Source organism: Hymenobacter arizonensis (assembly GCF_900115775.1).
In the GTDB taxonomy this organism is placed as follows: Bacteria; Bacteroidota; Bacteroidia; order Cytophagales; family Hymenobacteraceae; genus Hymenobacter; species Hymenobacter arizonensis.
This window is the reverse complement of the sequence record NZ_FOXS01000002.1, coordinates 1,134,417-1,153,005: the sequence shown is the minus strand read 5'-3', so window position 1 is coordinate 1,153,005 and position 18,589 is coordinate 1,134,417. Positions and strand designations below refer to the sequence as shown.

At 55.7% G+C, this 18,589-nt stretch carries 17 protein-coding genes; 10 read left to right on the top strand and 7 right to left on the bottom strand.

All coding sequences use genetic code 11. From position 1 onward, the window contains the following. Positions 1-111 precede the first annotated feature (111 nt). From BMZ66_RS11275 to nth, 3 genes are all read left to right on the top strand, one after another. Positions 112-747, top strand: coding sequence for an RNA polymerase sigma factor (locus BMZ66_RS11275; protein WP_092672597.1), 636 nt, complete (start codon positions 112-114; stop codon positions 745-747). After that, the gene (locus BMZ66_RS11270; protein WP_234795064.1) at positions 737-916 is read left to right on the top strand and encodes a hypothetical protein; all 180 of its coding nucleotides are present in this window, start codon (positions 737-739) and stop codon (positions 914-916) included. Before BMZ66_RS11275 ends, BMZ66_RS11270 begins: the two co-directional genes overlap by 11 nt. A gap of 160 nt (positions 917-1,076) precedes the next feature. Beyond that, on the top strand, positions 1,077-1,754 hold the full coding sequence (gene nth, locus BMZ66_RS11265; protein ID WP_092672591.1) for an endonuclease III: 678 nt from the start codon (positions 1,077-1,079) through the stop codon (positions 1,752-1,754). 113 nt (positions 1,755-1,867) lie between these two features. Here the strand turns inward: nth and BMZ66_RS11260 are convergent, their stop codons facing one another. Together BMZ66_RS11260 and gldB are read right to left on the bottom strand one after the other, a co-directional pair. Next, positions 1,868-3,076: a glycosyltransferase family 4 protein gene (locus BMZ66_RS11260; RefSeq protein WP_092672588.1), complete on the bottom strand. Its 1,209-nt coding sequence runs from the start codon at positions 3,074-3,076 to the stop codon at positions 1,868-1,870. A gap of 89 nt (positions 3,077-3,165) precedes the next feature. Next, positions 3,166-4,191, bottom strand: coding sequence for a gliding motility lipoprotein GldB (gene gldB, locus BMZ66_RS11255; RefSeq protein ID WP_092672585.1), 1,026 nt, complete (start codon positions 4,189-4,191; stop codon positions 3,166-3,168). An 80-nt stretch (positions 4,192-4,271) separates the two neighbouring features. Here gldB and BMZ66_RS11250 point away from each other — a divergent pair, with 80 nt between their 5' ends. Continuing rightward, positions 4,272-4,949 carry a porin family protein gene (locus BMZ66_RS11250; protein WP_092672582.1) on the top strand — a complete coding sequence of 226 codons (678 nt, stop codon included), beginning with the start codon at positions 4,272-4,274 and terminating at the stop codon, positions 4,947-4,949. A 266-nt stretch (positions 4,950-5,215) separates the two neighbouring features. Here BMZ66_RS11250 and BMZ66_RS11245 read toward each other — a convergent pair whose 3' ends face one another. The 3 genes from BMZ66_RS11245 to BMZ66_RS11235 all read right to left on the bottom strand — a co-directional run bounded on the left by BMZ66_RS11245 (position 5,216) and on the right by BMZ66_RS11235 (position 8,628). Continuing rightward, complete coding sequence (locus BMZ66_RS11245; protein ID WP_177204691.1) at positions 5,216-6,823, bottom strand: Rne/Rng family ribonuclease; 1,608 nt, start codon at positions 6,821-6,823, stop codon at positions 5,216-5,218. Positions 6,824-7,164: 341 nt separating this feature from the next. Further along, a complete protein-coding gene (locus BMZ66_RS11240) occupies positions 7,165-8,127 on the bottom strand; it encodes a tetratricopeptide repeat protein (RefSeq protein ID WP_092672577.1) in 963 nt (320 codons plus the stop codon). Positions 8,128-8,319: 192 nt separating this feature from the next. Next, entirely contained in the window at positions 8,320-8,628 is a 309-nt protein-coding gene (locus BMZ66_RS11235; RefSeq protein ID WP_092672574.1) for an HU family DNA-binding protein, read from the bottom strand. 189 nt (positions 8,629-8,817) lie between these two features. Here BMZ66_RS11235 and mutY point away from each other — a divergent pair, with 189 nt between their 5' ends. From mutY to recG, 4 genes are all read left to right on the top strand, one after another. Beyond that, positions 8,818-9,900 (top strand): A/G-specific adenine glycosylase, encoded by a 1,083-nt coding sequence (gene mutY / locus BMZ66_RS11230; RefSeq protein WP_234795063.1) that lies wholly within the window; start codon positions 8,818-8,820, stop codon positions 9,898-9,900. A gap of 140 nt (positions 9,901-10,040) precedes the next feature. Beyond that, complete coding sequence (locus tag BMZ66_RS11225) at positions 10,041-10,475, top strand: single-stranded DNA-binding protein (RefSeq protein WP_092672568.1); 435 nt, start codon at positions 10,041-10,043, stop codon at positions 10,473-10,475. Positions 10,476-10,614: 139 nt separating this feature from the next. Then, positions 10,615-11,205, top strand: a complete 591-nt coding sequence (gene gldD, locus BMZ66_RS11220) for a gliding motility lipoprotein GldD (protein WP_234795062.1) — start codon at positions 10,615-10,617, stop codon at positions 11,203-11,205. 121 nt (positions 11,206-11,326) lie between these two features. Next, entirely contained in the window at positions 11,327-13,423 is a 2,097-nt protein-coding gene (gene recG, locus BMZ66_RS11215; protein WP_092672565.1) for an ATP-dependent DNA helicase RecG, read from the top strand. 59 nt (positions 13,424-13,482) lie between these two features. On the opposite strand, the gene BMZ66_RS11210 is transcribed toward recG, so the two are convergent. Then, positions 13,483-13,803: a hypothetical protein gene (locus BMZ66_RS11210; protein ID WP_143080157.1), complete on the bottom strand. Its 321-nt coding sequence runs from the start codon at positions 13,801-13,803 to the stop codon at positions 13,483-13,485. 367 nt (positions 13,804-14,170) lie between these two features. Here BMZ66_RS11210 and BMZ66_RS11205 point away from each other — a divergent pair, with 367 nt between their 5' ends. After that, positions 14,171-15,523, top strand: a complete 1,353-nt coding sequence (locus BMZ66_RS11205) for a hypothetical protein (protein ID WP_143080156.1) — start codon at positions 14,171-14,173, stop codon at positions 15,521-15,523. A gap of 3 nt (positions 15,524-15,526) precedes the next feature. Continuing rightward, a complete protein-coding gene (locus BMZ66_RS11200) occupies positions 15,527-16,483 on the top strand; it encodes an alpha/beta hydrolase (protein WP_092672556.1) in 957 nt (318 codons plus the stop codon). A gap of 103 nt (positions 16,484-16,586) precedes the next feature. Here BMZ66_RS11200 and BMZ66_RS11195 read toward each other — a convergent pair whose 3' ends face one another. Then, the gene (locus BMZ66_RS11195) at positions 16,587-18,377 is read right to left on the bottom strand and encodes an acyl-CoA dehydrogenase FadE (RefSeq protein WP_092672553.1); all 1,791 of its coding nucleotides are present in this window, start codon (positions 18,375-18,377) and stop codon (positions 16,587-16,589) included. Positions 18,378-18,589 lie beyond the last annotated feature (212 nt).

Below are 18,589 nucleotides of genomic sequence, written 5' to 3'. Positions count from 1 at the left end.
GTCTGATTCTAGCGGGCTAAAAGCCCCACCCCCACGGTCGCTCTCATATTTTTTCAGGTAACTGCATACTATTGGTCTAAAGCTCTACGTTCTCTTAATCCGTAGCCCTTTATGGACCTCTTGCAACCTAGCGACTCCGCGCTCATCTCGCTCTACCTGGCCGGCCAGGAATCCGCTTTCGCTACCCTTTTGGAGCGTCATCGAAGCCGTGCGTTCACCACCATCATGCTCATCGTGCGCGATGAAGACGTGGCGGAAGACCTGCTGCAGGACACATTCATCAAGGCCATCCACACCATCAAGAGTGGCCGCTACAACGAAGAAGGCAAGTTCGCTCCCTGGATTTGCCGCATTGCCCACAACCTGGCCATCGATTCGTTCCGGCGCGGCAAGCGTGTACCCCACGTCAGCCTCACCGACAACGAGCGGCTCGCCAGCACCCTCACCATCGCCGACGACGGCCCGGACGATATTCTTGCCCGGGAAGAAACCCACAGCCGCCTTCGGGCGTTAATTCAAGAACTTCCAGCCGCCCAAAAGGAGGTATTGCTGATGCGCCATTACGGCGACATGAGCTTTCAGGAAATAGCTGACGCAACCGGTGTTAGCATCAACACGGCCCTTGGCCGTATGCGCTACGCCCTGATAAACCTGCGGAAGAAGATGACCGCCAATTCTCTCCACTATGATCCAAACCTTACCCCATTCGACACTGCTCCAGTACGTGTACAACGAGTTGCCTCCTGAAAGGCAGCGCGAGGTAGAGGAGGCATTGCAGCACGACCCGGATTTGGCTTCCACGTGCGCCGACCTCCTTTTGGCCCAGCGAGTTCTCGACGGCGTCCGTCGCGAGCCGCGGCCCGAGACCTCCGAGGCCATTTTGCGCTATTCGCGCACCTTCTTAGCCAAGTCCTAAACCCTTTCGGTTTCCTGTTCCTGTCATCCCGGGCGCAGCGAAGAGCCAAAGGATAGCCCGCTCAAGGCCCGTAGTTCCTGTAATTACGTTTCTTTGGGCTGCTGTCCCCGGCCTTTGCCGCGCCGGGGATGACAGTTCTTTTTTGCCGCTATCCCTCGCCATGCGCCGCGCCGACCGATTCAAATACTTCCTCGACTACTTCACCACCAACTTCCCGGAGCCCAAAACCGAGCTGGCCTACGGCAATCCGTATGAGTTAATCGTGGCTGTGGTGCTGAGCGCGCAGTGCACCGACAAGCGCGTGAACCAGGTGATGCCCGCTCTGCTGGAACAGTTTCCCACAGCCGCCCACCTGGGCGCCGCCGCTGCCGAAGACATCTTTCCCTTCATCCGCAGCGTCTCTTACCCTAACAACAAGGCCAAGCACCTCGCCGGCCTGGGCCGCATGCTCACGAGTGAGTTTGGTGGCGAGGTCCCGAGCCAGATTGAGGAGTTGCAGCGCCTGCCCGGCGTAGGCCGCAAAACGGCCAATGTGGTGGCCTCTGTTATCTACAACCAGCCCGCCATGGCCGTGGATACGCACGTGTTTCGGGTGTCGCACCGCATCGGGCTGGTGCCCAAAACCGCTACCACCCCGCTAGCAGTAGAGAAGGGCTTAGTGAAGTACATTCCGCAGGAGTCAATAGCCAAAGCCCACCATTGGCTGATTTTGCACGGCCGTTACATCTGCGTGGCTCGCACGCCAAAATGCAGCATTTGCCCCCTAGCGCCTAGCTGTGCCTACTTCGAGAAGAACTTTGGCAAAGCGCTGGCCTACGAACCCATCCCCACAGAGTAAACAACAGCGGTGCGTTACACCGGCACCTTAATAGCCAACAGCATTAAGCGGCACAAGCTCGGCACTATATAGCATAAAACGTTACATATTACACTGTAACGCTCAGCAACGCCTTATGCTTTTCCAGCAGCTGCTTCGAGTACCTGCTGAACGCGCTGAGCCAGCAGCTGCCGGTCAAATTCTTCGATGGCCAAGTGTTTCCCACGCGAGCCAGCCGCCGCCAACACTTCCGGTTGAGCCAGCAATTCCTGCAGTTTCGCAGCCAACGCTACAGCATCGCCAGCTGGCACGTACCAGCCGCAATCGTGCTGTTCCACCAGCGCCCGGGTCCACCCCTGATTGGTGACAATAATCGGTGTCCCCACCACCAACGAATCGTACAGCTTAGCCGGCGAGTTTGAATCGAGTACCGGCAAGCCCAGAAACGAAACCACTGAAACATCAGCCAGCGCAAACCAGGTGAATACTTCGTGCCGCGCCTGCCCACCCACCATCCGAATCTGCCCCGGCCAGCGGGCTGCCGCCGCCGCAATCAACGGCTTAAAATAACCATGCCCCAGAAACAGCCAGACCGCGTCCGTATCGGTGGCAGCCATGGCTTCGGCAGCTGCTACTAGCGTCGGTATATCATTGGCGCGCCCAAAGGTGCCCGCGTACAGAATAACGCGCTTCCCCAGCAATCCCTGTTCTTGGCGCAGTGCCTGCACTGCCTCCGGAGTGGCGTACGCGGCCAACTCCAGGTCCGTTCCATTGAGCACCGTCGTCACCTTTCCCGCCGAAACTCCCAGGTCAGTCACGTAGCGCGTCATATCCGGCGACAGCGGCAAAATGTGCCTAGCGCTGTCATAAAGCCGCTTCTCCAACTGGTACAGTTGCTTCCGAGCCAGCGCAGTAGGCACCGCCCCCATAGCAATGGGAAACGCCGGCCACAAATCCTGCACCTCAAACACCCATGGCACCTTGCGCCAGCGCGCTACCTGGGCCGCTGCCCACGCCGCCGTCAGTGGCGTGCTAATGCCCCAAATTACATCGGGCTTGTCAATGCGTAAGCCTTCGCGAACCGCCCAAAGCGCATATTGCGCAAAAGCAAAGGCTCGCCGAGCCGGCCCCATCTTGTTATCGTACGGCACTTGTGCTTCGCGTAATTCCACGCCAACCGGCACCCAGGGGTATGCCTGGCTCAGCCGCTGCCCCTTCCAGGCCGGCGTAGTCAGCAGCGTCACCCGGTGCGTTTTGGCTATGTGGGCCAGCAGCGTGTAGTGCCGGCTGGTAGCCGGGCAGTCGGGGTTAGTATGGTACTGGCTGAAAACGGCGATGTGCATGAGGAGCAATGGCCGAATGGGCGAGTGGGTGAATGCGTGAATGAACAGTGGTCTCGCTCATTCACGCATTCACCCACTCACTCATTCGCTCATTGATTTTTAGGGCGATAGTGCGACTCGTTGAGAATGCGCTGCGCATTCTTCTCGGCCATCAAGCGGGCCAGACTCACATCGGGGTGGGTGGCCACGTACTTGCGCACGATTTGCAGCCCCACCCACTGCCCTACCCGCCCGGGACAGGTCTTATCAATCTCAGGCACGTTGGGCCGCTCGCCCACGTATTTCTGCAACAGAAACGGCGTAGTTGAATACAGCAGGTTCTTTTCCAAGAAGTGACCCCACACCCGTGGCTCGTTAGCCTCCAGCCCTACCATTTCGCGACTAGTGTAGCCCATGAGCAATGAATCGGGCGTACACGGCAACATCAGGCTCGCGAAGTAGAGGGCCTTGCCCGAGTGCACCATGGCATCGAGCATGGTATTGGCGGTCAGTTCGTGCTTGTTGTACTTCGATGATACATTCTGGGCCAGTAGCGGCATCAGGCCCGCTGGCGTGTAGCGGCGCAGCATGTACTGCGGCAAGTCAGGACGCTTGCTGGCCTTGGGGCCCATAAACCAGTCCAGACTCAACACCAGCAAGCTGTCGTTCACATAAATGTCCTTGCTCAAAAATCCACTCACGTAGGTTGCGGCGGGCGGGGCATTAAAATCGGGGAAATAATGATGCACCCTACGGAACATCTCGCCCAGGTCGCGCTTGAGTGCGGCACTGTCCGGAAAAGCAGCGCGGGTTTCATTGCCTAGCTGCTGTAAGGCGTCGTTGGTGGCTAGCTGTGTTAAGCTAGTGGCCAATTGCTGCTCACTGCCAGGCTGCCGCTGCAAGTAGTAGCGGGAAAACGCCGGATTTGCCGCCATAAACTGCTGCGCATCAGCCGGCGTTTTCACCTTGAAGAAACTTGTCTCCAAGTGTTTAACACGCACTGGCACGGCTGGTGCATCAGCGGCAGCATCGGTTCGGCACCCGTCCGAAGAGCCGCTTTTGCAAGCTCCCAACCCGAGGCTTAAGCCAAAAAACAGGGGCAGCCAGCGCCGCCAGGCAAAATTATTCTTATTCACGCTCGTTACTTTGGGGTAAAATTAGCCAAAACCCATTGGCAGTCGGCAGTTGCCCGACCCAATGGACTTTTCTGCCACTCATGAAAAAACTATTCTTTGCCCTGTTGGCCTTTGCAGCCAGCATCACTACTGCTTCGGCCCAGATTGAAATTGGTCTGAAAATATCGCCTTCCATTAACAGCATGCGGGCCGAGTCGCCCAGCGACAAGGCCTTCAAGAGCGACGGCAGCCAGTTTGGCTTCGGTGGCGGCTTGGTCGTTGACTACTTCTTTGGTGAAAACTATGCGCTAAGCACGGGTTTGCTGCTGAATGGCAGAGGCGGTACAATTTCCTACCGGGATGTTTCGGGGGGGCAGCCCTTCACTGCAACGCAAAAATTCAATATGCAGTACCTGCAGGCGCCCCTCACGGTAAAACTCTTCACCAACGAGGTAGCCCCCGACACCCGCCTGTACTTCCAGGTGGGCGGCTCGCTAAACGTGCCCATTGGCACTCGCATCAACAGCAGCAAGTTCTACACCGACCCCGCCACTGCTCAAGAGACTAAGGCAAGCGACCATGTTTTGTTTTTGGATGCCGATGCTTTGGCCAGCCTGGGTGTTGAATTTCAGCTAGCCAAAAGCACAAAGGTCTTTGCCGGCATCAGCTACAACCGCGGCCTGATAGACATCGACCGCTACTTCGAGAAGACCCGTGATTTCAGAGATATCACCATCAAGAACAGCTCCGTAGCGCTGGATTTGGGCATCAAATTCTAAGCTCGCTTGGGGTGCTTTGTTAGGTACTAACCAAAAAATCAGATACTGATGTTGAGAAGCACGTCATGCTGAGCCCAGTCGAAGCATCTCGCGTGTGGTAGTAACTCAATCGTTGAACGATGCGAGCGAGATGCTTAGTTGCGCTCTGCACGGCGCTCTTCTTTGATTGAGTAAATACTTACGCACGAGCACTTAAAAGAAGGGCCCCGCCGCTTGCACTGGTGCAAGCGGCGGGGCCCTTCTTTTAGCAGAACCTATTGTCCTGTTTAGTCAACAATTTCAACCTCACGGTCTTGCAAACGGCTCATGGCCGCTGCTGAAGAACGAAGCTGAATTTCTTCGCCGCGCTCGTCCTCAATGCGATAATCAGTGAGGCCAAGGCTGCTGTCCTTCACTACTTTCACCCATTTGTAGTACTTGAGGTACCACTTCATCTGGCGCGAAACCAGACCCTTGGTGTAGTAGGCATGCAGGAACGGATGCACCGACAGCGTAATACCTGACTGGTTTTGGTTCACCAGCAAGTCATCGATGCTGTTGTCGATGTCGTCCGTTACCTGGATGGAGGCCGAAATCTTGCCCGTGCCGCCGCAAGTGGGGCACACCTCGCCGGTCACGATGTTCTCAGCTGGCCGTACCCGTTGCCGGGTAATCTGCATCAGCCCGAACTTGGTGATGGGCAGCACGGTGTACTTGGCTTTATCAAGCTTCATCACGTCGCGCACGGTATCCTCAACCTTCTTCCGGCTTTCGGCCGAGCGCATGTCGATGAAGTCGATGACAATGATGCCGCCCATGTCGCGCAGCCGCAGCTGCCGGGCCACCTCTTTCGCCGCCAGCAGGTTAATCATGAGGGCCGTAGCCTCCTGGTCATTCTCCTGGTTGCTCTTGCTACCCGAGTTTACGTCGATAACGTGCAGGGCTTCGGTGTGCTCGATTACGAGGTAACCACCACCGGGCACCGTTACGGTCTTACCAAACAGCGTCTTAAGCTGCTTTTCGATGCCGGTTTGCTCGAAGATTTTAATCTTCGAGTTGTGAAGCTTCAGCAAGCCGAGCTTGTCGGGCGCAATCTTTTGCAGGTAATCCCGCATCTCGTCGTACATCGTCGGGGCGTCCACCATGATGCTGTCGAACGACTCGTTCAGCATATCGCGGAGCATCGACGACGTGCGGCCCAGCTCACCCAGGACTTTGTCGTTAGGCTTGGCCGTGCGGAGCGTGCTGTAGAGCTGCTCCCACTTGGCCACCATGTCTTGCATGTCTTTGTCAAGCTCGGCTACTTCACGTCCTTCCGCTACGGTGCGGATGATAACGCCAAAGTTTACGGGCTTGATGCTGGCGATGAGCCGCTTCAGACGGTCACGCTCAGCCTTGCTTACAATTTTCTTACTAACGCTGATGGTGTTCGAAAACGGCATCAGTACCAAGTAGCGCCCAGCCATCGAAATGTCGGTGCTCACCCGGGGGCCTTTGGTCGAAATGGGTTCTTTGATGATTTGCACCACCAGCTGCTGCCCCTTCTTAAATACGCTCTCGGCCTTGCCTACTTTTTCAAGCGGAGGCTCAAACGTAAATTTCTCCAGCCCGGCAGTGCCGGCCCGGCCGCTTTGAACGGTGCGTACCCACTTCGTGAAAGAGTTGTATTGCTCGCCGAGGTCGCCGTAGTGTAGAAACGCGTCTTTTTCGTAGCCAATGTCCACAAATGCCGCGTTCAAGCCAGGCATCACCTTTTTCACGGTGCCCAGGAAGATGTCGCCTACTGAGTAATTGGTGTCGTTGCGGTCGAAGTGGTATTCAATCAACCGCTTGTCCTGCAACAACGCAATTCGCTCGCCTTCCTGAGTAGAATTAATCACTAATTCATTACTCAAAGCATTGATTTAGTTAAGGTAACCTGCCAAAATGTAACCGCAGCACTACCCCGAAACTGGCAAAGGGAAGCCAGAACCGATGGTTCTGGCTTCCCTCGCGAGCCACGGGAAAAGCACCCAACGCGGCCACACCCAGGAGGCTACGTGAGAGATAGGTGGCTGGCTCCTTTCCCGTTAGGAAAACTGCCGGCCGCCGCTACGCCCCGTGAGGCTTACTTCTTCTTGTGGCGATTCTTGCGCAGGCGCTTCTTACGCTTGTGAGTGGCAATCTTATGACGCTTTCTTTTTTTACCGCAGGGCATGATGCTTGGGGGTTAAGTTGGTGTTTGATTGGGTTGTAGCTACTTCAATTTGGCAACTTCCTCGTCGACCGAAGCCGCCAGGGCCGGGTCAGGGCTCAGGCTCTTGGCGGTGAGGAAGGCCGCTTTGGCTTCTTCCTTGGCACCGGTACGGGCCAGGACTACGCCGAGGTAAAACTGTCCGTTCACGTTCTTCGGATTGACTTTCACCAAGTCCTTGAAGCGTGTCACGGCTTTATCGTACTGGTTGCTTTGCACCGCCAGAATGCCCATGTTGTACAGGGCTTTCTCGTTGCGGGGGTCCGCTTCCAGTACTTCGCGCAGAATGGTTACACCCTGCACGGGGTTGTCGGAGGCCATGTAGGCCATGCCGAGGTTGGTTTTAGCGTCGAGGTTACCCGGCTCTTTCTGCAACACCTTCGCATAAAGCTCCCGGGACTTGCCGCCCAGCAGCTTTACCCGCTCTTCCGACGCCGCAAAGCTAAACGCTTGGAAGTAAGCATCGGCTGCCCGCTGCCAGTTTTGAGCGCTTGGGCTGGCCAGCGCTACCTGCTCGAGGTAGTAACCGGCACTGTCAAAGCGCTCTACGGCTTCGTAGCGACGGGCCAACGTGATAGCAGTTGCCGACTGCGCAGCCGCATTAGGCGCTGCCTTATACTGGCTGAGCAAACGCGCCAGTTCCTGCCGTTGGGCGGAAGTGGCGCTGGTGTGCGGGGCGGCTTCCGGAGCTGACGGACCGTGGTCGTGGCCGTCGTCGTCAGAATGGGCACCGCCGTTGTCGATAGCCGTAGCCGGCACCGGCCCCGAGGAAGCCTCGGTTTTGGAGCCATTGGTTTTGAAGCCACCGCCATCACGGTTGGCCGTTTTAGCAGCGTCCTTGTTCAGTTCAGAGCGGCTTTCTTTTGGCTTAACGATGCCTTTGGGCAATACGTAAAGTCCTCCCACCAACGCAAGCGAGGCGGCGAGGACAACCAATTGATGCGAAGCTGAGCTAGTAGTGGCCATGGGCTGAAAAAAACCGGCCGCCGGGCTTCCCCTTGCGGAAAAGACACCGGCGGCGCGGCCGGTAATTCATTATCTGATAGTAGGTAGCTGGGGGTCCCGGTCGGTTGCCCGATTGCGTAACAGTAATAACCCAAATAAGTGTTCAGAAAGCTCGCTACTGTGCACTTTATTTACCGCCTATTGCCAGATAATTTAGGCTTTAGCAGCAACGGACTTCACCTTCTTGCTGTTCTTGATTTTAGCCACGAAAGTCTTCGACGGCTTGAAGCTCGGGATATAGTGCTCCTCGATGATGAGCGACGTATTTTTCGAGATGTTGCGGGCTACTTTACGGGCGCGCTTCTTGTTTACGAACGAGCCAAAGCCGCGTACATAAATGTTGTTGCCTTCCGTCATTGAATCTTTCACGACTTTGAAGAAAGCCTCAACAGTCATCAATACATCTGCTTTCTCGATGCCGGTCTTCGTAGAGATTTCGGCGATTACCTCAGCTTTAGTCACGTTGGTATGGTCCTTATGTGGTTAAAAAAATTACGTTTTTAGGCAAAAAAATCCCGCATTCCAGCGTAAGCCCTTGCCCGGTAGGCGGTTCGCCCTTGAATTGGGGCCACAAAGGTAGCCTCCTTTTTTTGTTTTACCAACCAGAACCACGAAACAAGTTCTGGACTCAAATTATTCGCTTTCAAAATTTTGACCAACACAACTCCCCGGCCTTCCTTTCTGGCAGCCGCCCTTTTGGCCTGGTACCCCCGCCATCACCGCGACCTGCCGTGGCGCCATACCCGCGACCCATACGCCATCTGGCTATCGGAGGTAATTCTACAACAAACCCGTGTGGCACAGGGCCTCCCCTACTATAACACCTTTCTAGCGGCTTACCCTACGGTGCAGGAGTTAGCGGCAGCGCCCGAAGCCGAGGTTCTGCGCTACTGGCAGGGGCTCGGCTACTACTCGCGGGCTCGCAACATGCACCATACCGCCCAGCAGGTAGTGCGTGAGTTCGGAGGGAAATTTCCCAGCACCTACGCGGGCTTGCTGCAGCTGCGCGGCGTAGGTCCCTACACCGCAGCCGCCATTGCCTCCTTTGCTTTTGATGAAGCCGTGGCCGTACTCGATGGCAACGTGTACCGCGTGCTGGCCCGCATCTTCGGCCTGCATTCCGATATCGCCGCTCCCAGCTCGCGCAAGGAATTTCAGGCCCTGGCCGACCAGCACATTCCAGCCAGCACGCCCGCTGATTTTAATCAGGCCATCATGGAGTTCGGTGCCATCCAGTGCACTCCATTAAAGCCCGACTGCCTCTTTTGTCCTTTGCAAAGCCAGTGCTGGGCGTTTCAGCACGGGCAAGTGGCGCTGTTGCCGGTGAAGAGCAAAGCCAAAGCGTCGCGCACGCGCTACTTTCATTACTTCGTGCTGCGCCACGGCGAGCAAACCTATCTGCGCGAACGGCGCGAAAAAGACATCTGGCAAGGCCTCTACGATTTCGCCATGACCGAAACCACCGTCGCGGAATTGCCCCCTGCGGAACTCGTGCGCCACCTCGACGCCTTGGGTGCGCGCCTCGATACCAGCCAGGCCGCGGAGCCCAGCGCAGCTTACCGCCACGTGCTAAGCCATCAGAAGCTGGAGGCGCGCTTCCACCCCATGACTTTAGCTCAGCCATTGCCGGCCAGCACCCTTCGCGATTTAGGCCTACGGGCCTACTCTGCCGATGAGATTGAGGCATTGCCCAAGCCCAAGCTTATTGCTAATTATTGCAGCCAGAATATCTGACTCGTATCATCCCATTCATATTAGTTAATCGTGCTTTTATTTTTAGTAAAATATTAGCAATACTCAATTTAATGCCTTATCTTTAATGCAAGAAAAGCCGAGTGGCTCTTTCGATTCTGTATTTCCTAACGTGCATTAATATGGCCGGAGTGAACAAAGTAATATTGGTAGGCAACCTGGGCAAAGACCCTGAGGTGCGGCATTTGGAAGGTGGCGTGAGCGTGGCTCACTTTACCCTCGCTACCAATGACTATTACAAAGACAAACAAGGCAACCGCGTAGAGCGCACCGAGTGGCACAACATCTCGGCGTGGCGCGGCTTGGCCGACATGGCTGACAAATTCCTGAAAAAGGGGCAGCAAGTATACATTGAAGGCAAACTGCGCACTCGCCAGTACCAGGATAAGGACCAGCAAACCCGCTACATCACGGAAATCATCGCTGATGAGATTTCGATGCTGGGCGGCCGTCCGCAAGGCACCGGAGCTGCCGGCTCTGATGCCAACGGTCAGGCAGCTGCCGAACCGCAACAGACCTTCCGCCACGAACCTGAGCTCGACAAACTCCCCTTTTAGTCGATAATTAACGATTCTCAGAAAAAGCCCCGGCACTAGCCCGGGGCTTTTTTCGTTGCGACTGGCACGGGCCAAAGGTTACCTTTGATACCTGGCACGCCGGCCATGATGTTGGCGTCGCATCACTAGCAGAAACTACGTGGCATTACTACTGAAAAAGATTTCCTTGGCGGTTGTGGCGCTGGTCGTGCTGGCAGGCTGTTCTTCGGCTCCGGAATTTACGCCCAAGCCCAAGGGATATAATCGCATCGACTTGCCGCCCCACCATTACCAGCTTCTTCCAGGCGACCATCCTTACTCTTTTGAAATCTCGAAGGAAGCGGTAATTAAGCGCGACTCGTCTTACATGGCTCAGCCGCACTGGCTGAACGTGTACTACCCCAAGCTGAATGCCAACGTGCAGATTACTTATATGGATGTGCAGCGCGACCGCCGCCTCTATAACAAGATGATGGAGGATGCCCGCAAGCTGACCGGCAAGCACGAAATCAAGGCCACGGCCATTGATGAGCGCATTCTGAAGACCCCAAACGGGCTACGCGCTTCCGTGTTTGAGCTGCAGGGCGAGGTTCCGAGCCAGTTTCAGTTCTATACCACGGACAGCACTAAGCACTTCCTGCGCGGAGCCTTGTACTTCCGCACGGCAACAGCCAACGACTCTCTAGCGCCTGTGATTGAGTACGTGAAGGAAGACATGGTGCGGATGCTAAATACGCTGCGCTACCGCTAATCATTTGCCATTTATCAATTAACATTTAACAGCTTTCGCAGGAAAGCAAGGGTGCTGCCAATTCAGGCCCGTTGATTGATAAGAGGTTGCTTACTGTTAAATGATAAGTGTTAATTGTTAAATGAGTTTCTTCAACACCCGGCTTGAGTTTCTGCGCACCGTGGGCAGTACCCAGCGCGCCCAGCTGCTGGGCAAAGAGCTGGGCTTGTTTACCTACGGCGACCTGATTCAGCGCTACCCTTTCCGGTACCTCGACCGGACGCAGGTTTACAACGTGGCTGATTTGCACGACGACTTGCCTTATGTGCAGGTGAAGGGCATGCTGCGCAATAAGGAGTTGGTAGGCGAAGGCCCGAAGCAGCGCCTCACCGCCAAGGTGGGCGATGGCACCGGCGAGTTGGAGTTGGTGTGGTTTAAGGGTGTGAAGTGGGTGCAACAGTACACCAAAAACAACCAGGAGTACATCGTTTTTGGCAAGCCGACGATGTTCAACGGCCGGCCCCAGATGGCCCACCCCGAACTGGAAGAAGTGACTGAGGCCAAACCCGGTCAGAGCTTTCTGCAGCCGGTGTACAACACCTCGGAGAAACTAAAAAACTATCACCGCGTCGACAGCAAGGCCATCATGCGCATGGTGGCCGAGTTGCTGAAACTGGCGCAGTCGCACGTAGTAGAGTCGCTGTCGCCGGCCCTGATTGAGCATTACGGGCTCATGAGCAAGCCCCAGGCCTTGCAGCAGATTCACTTTCCGCAGAGTCCAGAGTTGCTGGCCGCTGCCAAGTTCCGGCTGAAGTTTGAGGAGCTGTTTTACGTGCAGCTCAAGCTACTGCGGCAGCGCGACCAACGCAAGGTGACCTTGGCCGGACAGATTTTCAATCAAGTGCCTACCCTGGTTGATTTCTATAAAAATCACCTCACATTTGACCTGACGGGCGCACAGAAGCGGGTCATCCACGATATTTATAAAGACTTCTGTGCCGGGCAGCAGATGAACCGCTTGCTGCAGGGCGACGTGGGCTCGGGCAAAACCATCGTGGCCTTCATTGCGATGCTGATGGCTGCCGATAACGGTGCTCAGAGCTGCATCATGGCGCCCACCGAAATTCTGGCCGACCAGCACTACACCGGCCTGAAAGTGTACGCCGATGCCTTGGGCATTCACATTGGCAAGCTCACGGGCAGCACCCGCACCGCCGAGCGGCGCGTGCTGCACGAGGCGTTGCGCAACGGCACCATGCACATGCTGGTGGGTACCCACGCCCTGCTCGAAGACGTGGTGCAGTTCCGCAACCTGGGCCTGACCATCATGGACGAGCAGCATCGCTTTGGCGTAGCGCAGCGCTCGAAGCTGTGGCAGAAAAACCCCCACGTAATCCCACACGTGCTGGTCATGACGGCCACGCCCATTCCGCGCACCTTGGCTATGACGCTGTACGGCGACCTCGACGTGAGTGTGATTGACGAGCTGCCCGCCGGCCGCAAGCCCATCGTGACGGTGCACCGCTACGACGCCAACCGCCTGAAAGTCTTTGAATTTATCCGCGACCAGGTGAAGTTGGGCCGACAGGCCTACATCGTGTACCCGCTGATTGAGGAGTCGGAAACGATGGACTATAAGGACCTGACTGATGGCTACGAAAGCGTGTCGCGGGCTTTCCCGGAGTTCCAAATCAGCATTGTGCACGGGCGCATGAAGGCCGAAGAGAAAGACTTCGAAATGCAACGCTTCATCAAGAAGGAAACCCAGATTATGGTGGCGACCACCGTGATTGAGGTGGGCGTGAACGTACCCAACGCCTCAGTGATGGTAATTGAATCGGCGGAACGGTTCGGCCTTTCCCAACTGCACCAGCTGCGCGGGCGCGTGGGCCGCGGCGCCGACCAGAGCTATTGCATCCTGATGTCGGGCTTTAAGCTGAGCAAAGACGCCCGCACTCGGCTCGAAACCATGGTGCGAACCAATAACGGCTTCGAAATTGCCGACATCGACCTTAAGCTGCGCGGCCCTGGAGACCTGATGGGCACGCAACAAAGCGGCGTGCTAGACTTGCTGATTGCTGACCTGGCCAAAGACGGCCGCATCCTGAGTGAAAGCCGGGCAGCGGCTCAGGCCATTCTGGCCGACGACCCCAACCTGGAGCAACCTGCCAATGCGAACATCCGGCGCCACATTGAGAGCTTACCGGCTACAGCCGTAAACTGGAGCCGAATTAGCTAACAGACGGGTTGCTAGAGGTACGGGCAAAAAAAAGACTTCCGAAAAAGTCGAGGGAATTATTAAAATAGGTTTGCTATTAGGTCAGTTCCTGTCTGCCGGGTCTTGGCTTTTGCGTGGGCCGGTTTGACCGATTGAGCAGGAATCATCTGGCTGACAAAAACCATCGAGGTATCAGCTGCAGGCTTGCTTTCTGCATTCTTTGCCATAGCAGCAGCAGCTGGCTGCTTAGCAAGTTTGCCACTGACGATGAGCGCAAATAATAGCGTAAACTTGAAAAGAGATTTCATGATATTATAACCTAATGCTTCGGCAAAGGTACGAAGGACTAAGTTTTGGGTAGGCAAAATGTGTGAAAGACCAGATAAAAATTTCTTATACAATTGCAATAAGCTGATTAGCAATTAGTTATCCAGATTTTGGCATCAGCCTTATTGCACTTCTCCTTGCAGACACAAAGTAAACGGGGTCTATGTACGAAAGTGACAGCAGGAGTGTTATGCTTAAAACATCTTTTTGTTAGGTGGCTTGAGGTTGGTACTGTTTATAGTGCATCTTTTAATTAAAGCTCAGTCGATAGTGGGTACTTTTGGGCACAACCGGGGCATGAACCCGGTATTATAGCACAATTAAAAAAAATTAGAACCTATGCTTTACCGAGCGTTGCTGACAGGCTTGATGGGAAGCGCACTCCTAAGTTTGGCCACCCCGGCACTGGCGCAAAAAGTGAAGTCTACCCCTTTCAGTTATTTGCCCGAACAAGGCGCCGACCGCTACGATATGCGGGTGCCAAACAAAACCCTTCCCTTAGCCGACGGCTCGGGCTTTGTCATTCTGGCGCATCAAAGCGCGGGCGGCTATGCCGTGGAGCGTTACGATGCTGACCTCAAAAAACAATGGAGCACCACTATTCCAGTGGGCCCCGATGAAACTCTTGAAGCTTTTGGCCGCGGACCGCAGCAAGCCCTGGTGGTGATTCATCAGAAAGAGGAAAGCGGCCAAAAGCTGAACGTGGTGGCGGTGAACTTACAGAACGGTCAAAAAGGCGCAGCCAAAACGGTGATAGCCGTGCCCGCCCGTGACCGGCGGCCCGGAGTTTCCATCTCGCCTGATGGTACCCGGCTGCTGGCCTTCCGCTATTATACCCGCGAGCAGCAAGTGAAAAGCATTGCTGCCACCTTATTCGACCAGAACCTAGCCAAGCTGGAAGACAAGACCTACGACTTTCACGCACTGGGCGACTTCTTCTCCCCGGCTGTTCACGTGGCCAACGATGGCACTCAGTACGTGACCCTGGTTAGCGACCGCATGACCAAACTAACCGTACGGCGGTACCCAGCGGGCAAGTCTACCGAGATTAAAGTATTGGGGGTTCCGGTTGGGGGAACCTATGGCGGCAAGGCGGTGACGATACGCGATGCCAAGTTTAAGGTATTGAACGATGGCAGCCTGTATGCCGCGGCGCTGTGCGCCGACTACCAAAGCGGCGAATATTATAGCCTGAAGGTGGTGAAATACGACTTCAGTGGCACTGGGGACATGAAATTTTCGCCGGAATTCCGCTTCACTCCTGCCTACCTAGCTGAGGTGGGCAAAGCCAACGGAGTGGAAGTAAAGCGCCTAGAGGACGTCTACCTAAGCGAGTTGCTGTTGACAGCAGACAAACAGCTGGTCGTAATTGCGGAGAAGCATTTTGAAGAGGGCGGAGAAGGCACTCCGGTGCATGCCCGCGAGCTGCATGTGTTTGGTTACAGTGAGTTTGGTCAGCCTACTTGGCACAGCATCGTGCCCAAAAAACAAGTGGCCCCAGCCGTGGACGCCTATACGGGCATCGGCTTTCGGGCAGCCGTGTTCAATAACACCATTCAGGTGGTGACGCTGGAAAACATCAACAAAAAATCGGACCTCTACCTGCGGCGCATCAATGCCCAAACAGGCGTGGTGAGCCAGCCCGAACGACTGAAGCTTAACGTTGCCGACGACCAGCAGCTTGCCTACGTGAAGGACTTCACCGCGTGGCTGGGCGAGAAAACCATTATTGGCGTGAGCCGGCCCAGCAAGAAATCGGCGGCTCTGCAGCTCGAAAAAATAGTGGTAAAGTAACCCATGCAACCCATCAAAAGAAAGCGGAATTGGACAGGGCGCATTGCCTGGGCACTGGCCGGCCTGCTGGCGCTTTGCAGCTTCGTGCTGTTTAATCAAGCCTACCATTTTACCCACTTCGACGTAGCGGGCGACAGGTTGCCTCCCGGCCCACCATCGGCGCTGGCAATGGCGAAGTATGCTTTACTGGGTGTGCCCAACGGCCGCCCCATTGATGGACCGGCCCCCGACACCGTGTACCAAGACGTAACCTTCACGGCTGCCGATGGCACCCATCTGGCGGCATGGTACGTGCCCGTAGATAAGTCCAGGGGGACGGTCGCGTTGTTTCATGGCTACCACAGCCAGCGCGGAGGGCTCGATACCGAAGCAAAAAGCTTCCGCAAACTAGGATTCAGCACCCTACAAGTCGATTTTCGCGGCTCCGGTGCCTCCGAAGGAAACTATACCTCTGTCGGCTACGAGGAAGCTCAAGACGTGAAAGCCGCGTACGACTGGGTGTTTAGGCAAAACGTTAATCAGAAAATCTACCTCTTTGGCACCAGCATGGGCGCCGTGAGTGTGCTGCGTGGCATCAAGCAATTTCCCACCATGCAGCCGCAGGGCCTGATTTTGGAATGTCCTTTCGCCAGCTTGATTGATGCTTCCAAGGGCCGACTCCGCTCGTTGAACAAGCCCGAGGAGCCACTGGCCCACCTCATCGTGTTTACGGGCAGCCTTCAAAACGGCTTTTGGGGCTTCAACCACGACGCCGTGGCTTATGCCCGCGCCGTGCGCGTGCCAACCTTACTGCAGTGGGGCGAACAAGACCCCCGCGTGACGCGCCAGGAAACCGAGGCCATTTATGCCGCCATCCGCGGTCCCAAGCAACTCGTCACCTACCCTACTGCCAAGCACGAAAGCTACGTCCGCAACAACCCCGCTCGCTGGCGGGCATCAGTTGCTGGCTTTCTCAAGTAACGGTATCTGCATAGCAACCAAAAAGGCCGCTCCTGAAATCAGGAGCGGCCTTTTTTACGCTTACAAAACCCGACTAATTTGTCAAATTTGAAAAACCAGTGCTTTAGAAAGCGTACTCGTTGGCTTCAATCAGCTTGGCAGCCACGCGGCGGCGGGCTTCCTTCACGTTCAGCAATTCGGCTTTAGTGAAGCGCTTCAGGCCCATCAGCAACAGGCGCTGCTCGTCGCCTTCGGCCATGCTGCCGATTGCGTCTTTGCCTGCTTTTTCTACAATGTCAATGGCATCGGCTAGGTATACGCGGGCCATGTCAGCTTCTACTGACAAGGCTTCTTCGCCCTTAGCAGAAGCTTCTTTTTCCACACGCAGCAGCGTGCTTTCGGCGATGTATACCTTGATGGACATGTCAGCAATGTTCATCAGCAACTCCTGCTCTTTGGCAAGGGTGGCAGTGAATTTCTGCACGGCCGAGCCGGCCACCATCAGAATGGCCTTCTTCAGGTTGGCAATAGTCTTAAACTCCTTGCTGAACAAACCACTTTCCTCGTCCTGGCTCATGCTCGGAATGCTCATTAGCTCCTGCTGCACGGCCTGGGCCGGACCCATCAGGTCGATTTCGCCTTTCAGGCCCTTCTTCAAAATCATGTCAACGGCCAGCAGGCGGTTGATTTCGTTGGTGCCTTCGAAAATGCGGTTGATGCGCGAATCCCGGTAAGCGCGGTCCATGGGGTAGTCGGCCGAGAAGCCGTAGCCGCCATATACCTGCACACCTTCGTCTACCACGTAGTCAAGCACTTCCGAGCCTTCTACTTTCAGAATAGCGCACTCTACAGCGAATTCGCGAGCGGCGCCGAGCAGGGCCTCATTGGAGCCTTTGCCTTCGGCCATGAGCTGCTGCTCCATGCGGTAGATATCGGAACCAGCGCGGTAGATAGCCGATTCAACAGCGTAGATGCGGATGGCCTGCTGTGCCAGCTTGTAGCGGATGGCGCCAAACTTAGAAATCGGCAGTTTGAACTGCACCCGCTCGTTGGCATACTTCACGCTCAGGGTAGCCGCCATTTTGGTAGCACCCAGGCAAGCTGCAGCCAGCTTAATGCGGCCAATGTTCAGCACGTTGAAGGCGATGAGGTGGCCTTTGCCAATCTCACCCAGCACGTTCTCTTTGGGCACCAGCGCGTCGGCCAGGAATACCTGACGGGTGCTGCTGCCCTGAATGCCCATCTTGTGCTCCTCGTTGCCGAGGCTCAGGCCGGGCGTGTTCTTCTCCACAATAAAGCCGGTGAACTTGTCGCCGTCAATCTGGGCAAATACGATGAACACATCGGCAAAGCCGGCGTTCGTAATCCACATTTTCTGGCCATTCAGCACGTAGTGCGTGCCTTCGGCATTGAGGACAGCTTTGGTCTTGGCACCCAGAGCGTCGGAACCGGAGCCGGGCTCGGTGAGGCAGTACGCGCCCATCAGCTCGCCATTGGTGAGGCCGGGCAGGTACTTGGCCTTCTGCTCGTCGTTGCCGAAGTACAGAATGGGCAGCAGCGCGATGCCCGTGTGGGCCGCGAAAGCTACTGGGAACGAGTGGCCGCCGCCCACGCCTTCCGTAACGCGCAGGGCGGTGGGGAAGTCCATGTCCAGACCACCAAATTGCTCGGGCACGCTCACACCGAACAGACCCAATTGGCCCGCCTTTTCCATCAGGCCGCGCATGAGACCTTCTTCGTGGTTATCGAGGCGCTCTAGCAGCGGATGCACTTCGGTGGCTACAAAGTCCAGACAGGTCTGGTGCATGTAGTTCTGCTCCTCGGTGAAATCGGCCGGCGTAAAGACGTCCTGCGAATCAGTGGGTTTAATAATGAATTCGCCGCCTTTAAGGGGCGCATGCTGCGTTACTTCCATGACGTTGGCTAGGTTAGGAGTGGGTGTGTAAAGTTAAGCGAATTGAGGCGAATTTGTTAGGCACGCCTACTACTTTGGTTAAAGAAAACCCCGGATGAGCGGGGCTTTCTGCTTTTAGTATAACGACTAGTTACGGCTGCTAGTTCTCAGACAATCAATTTGTATACGGCACAAAAGCTGCAACCAGCATCTGTCAAACTGAGCCTGCAAAA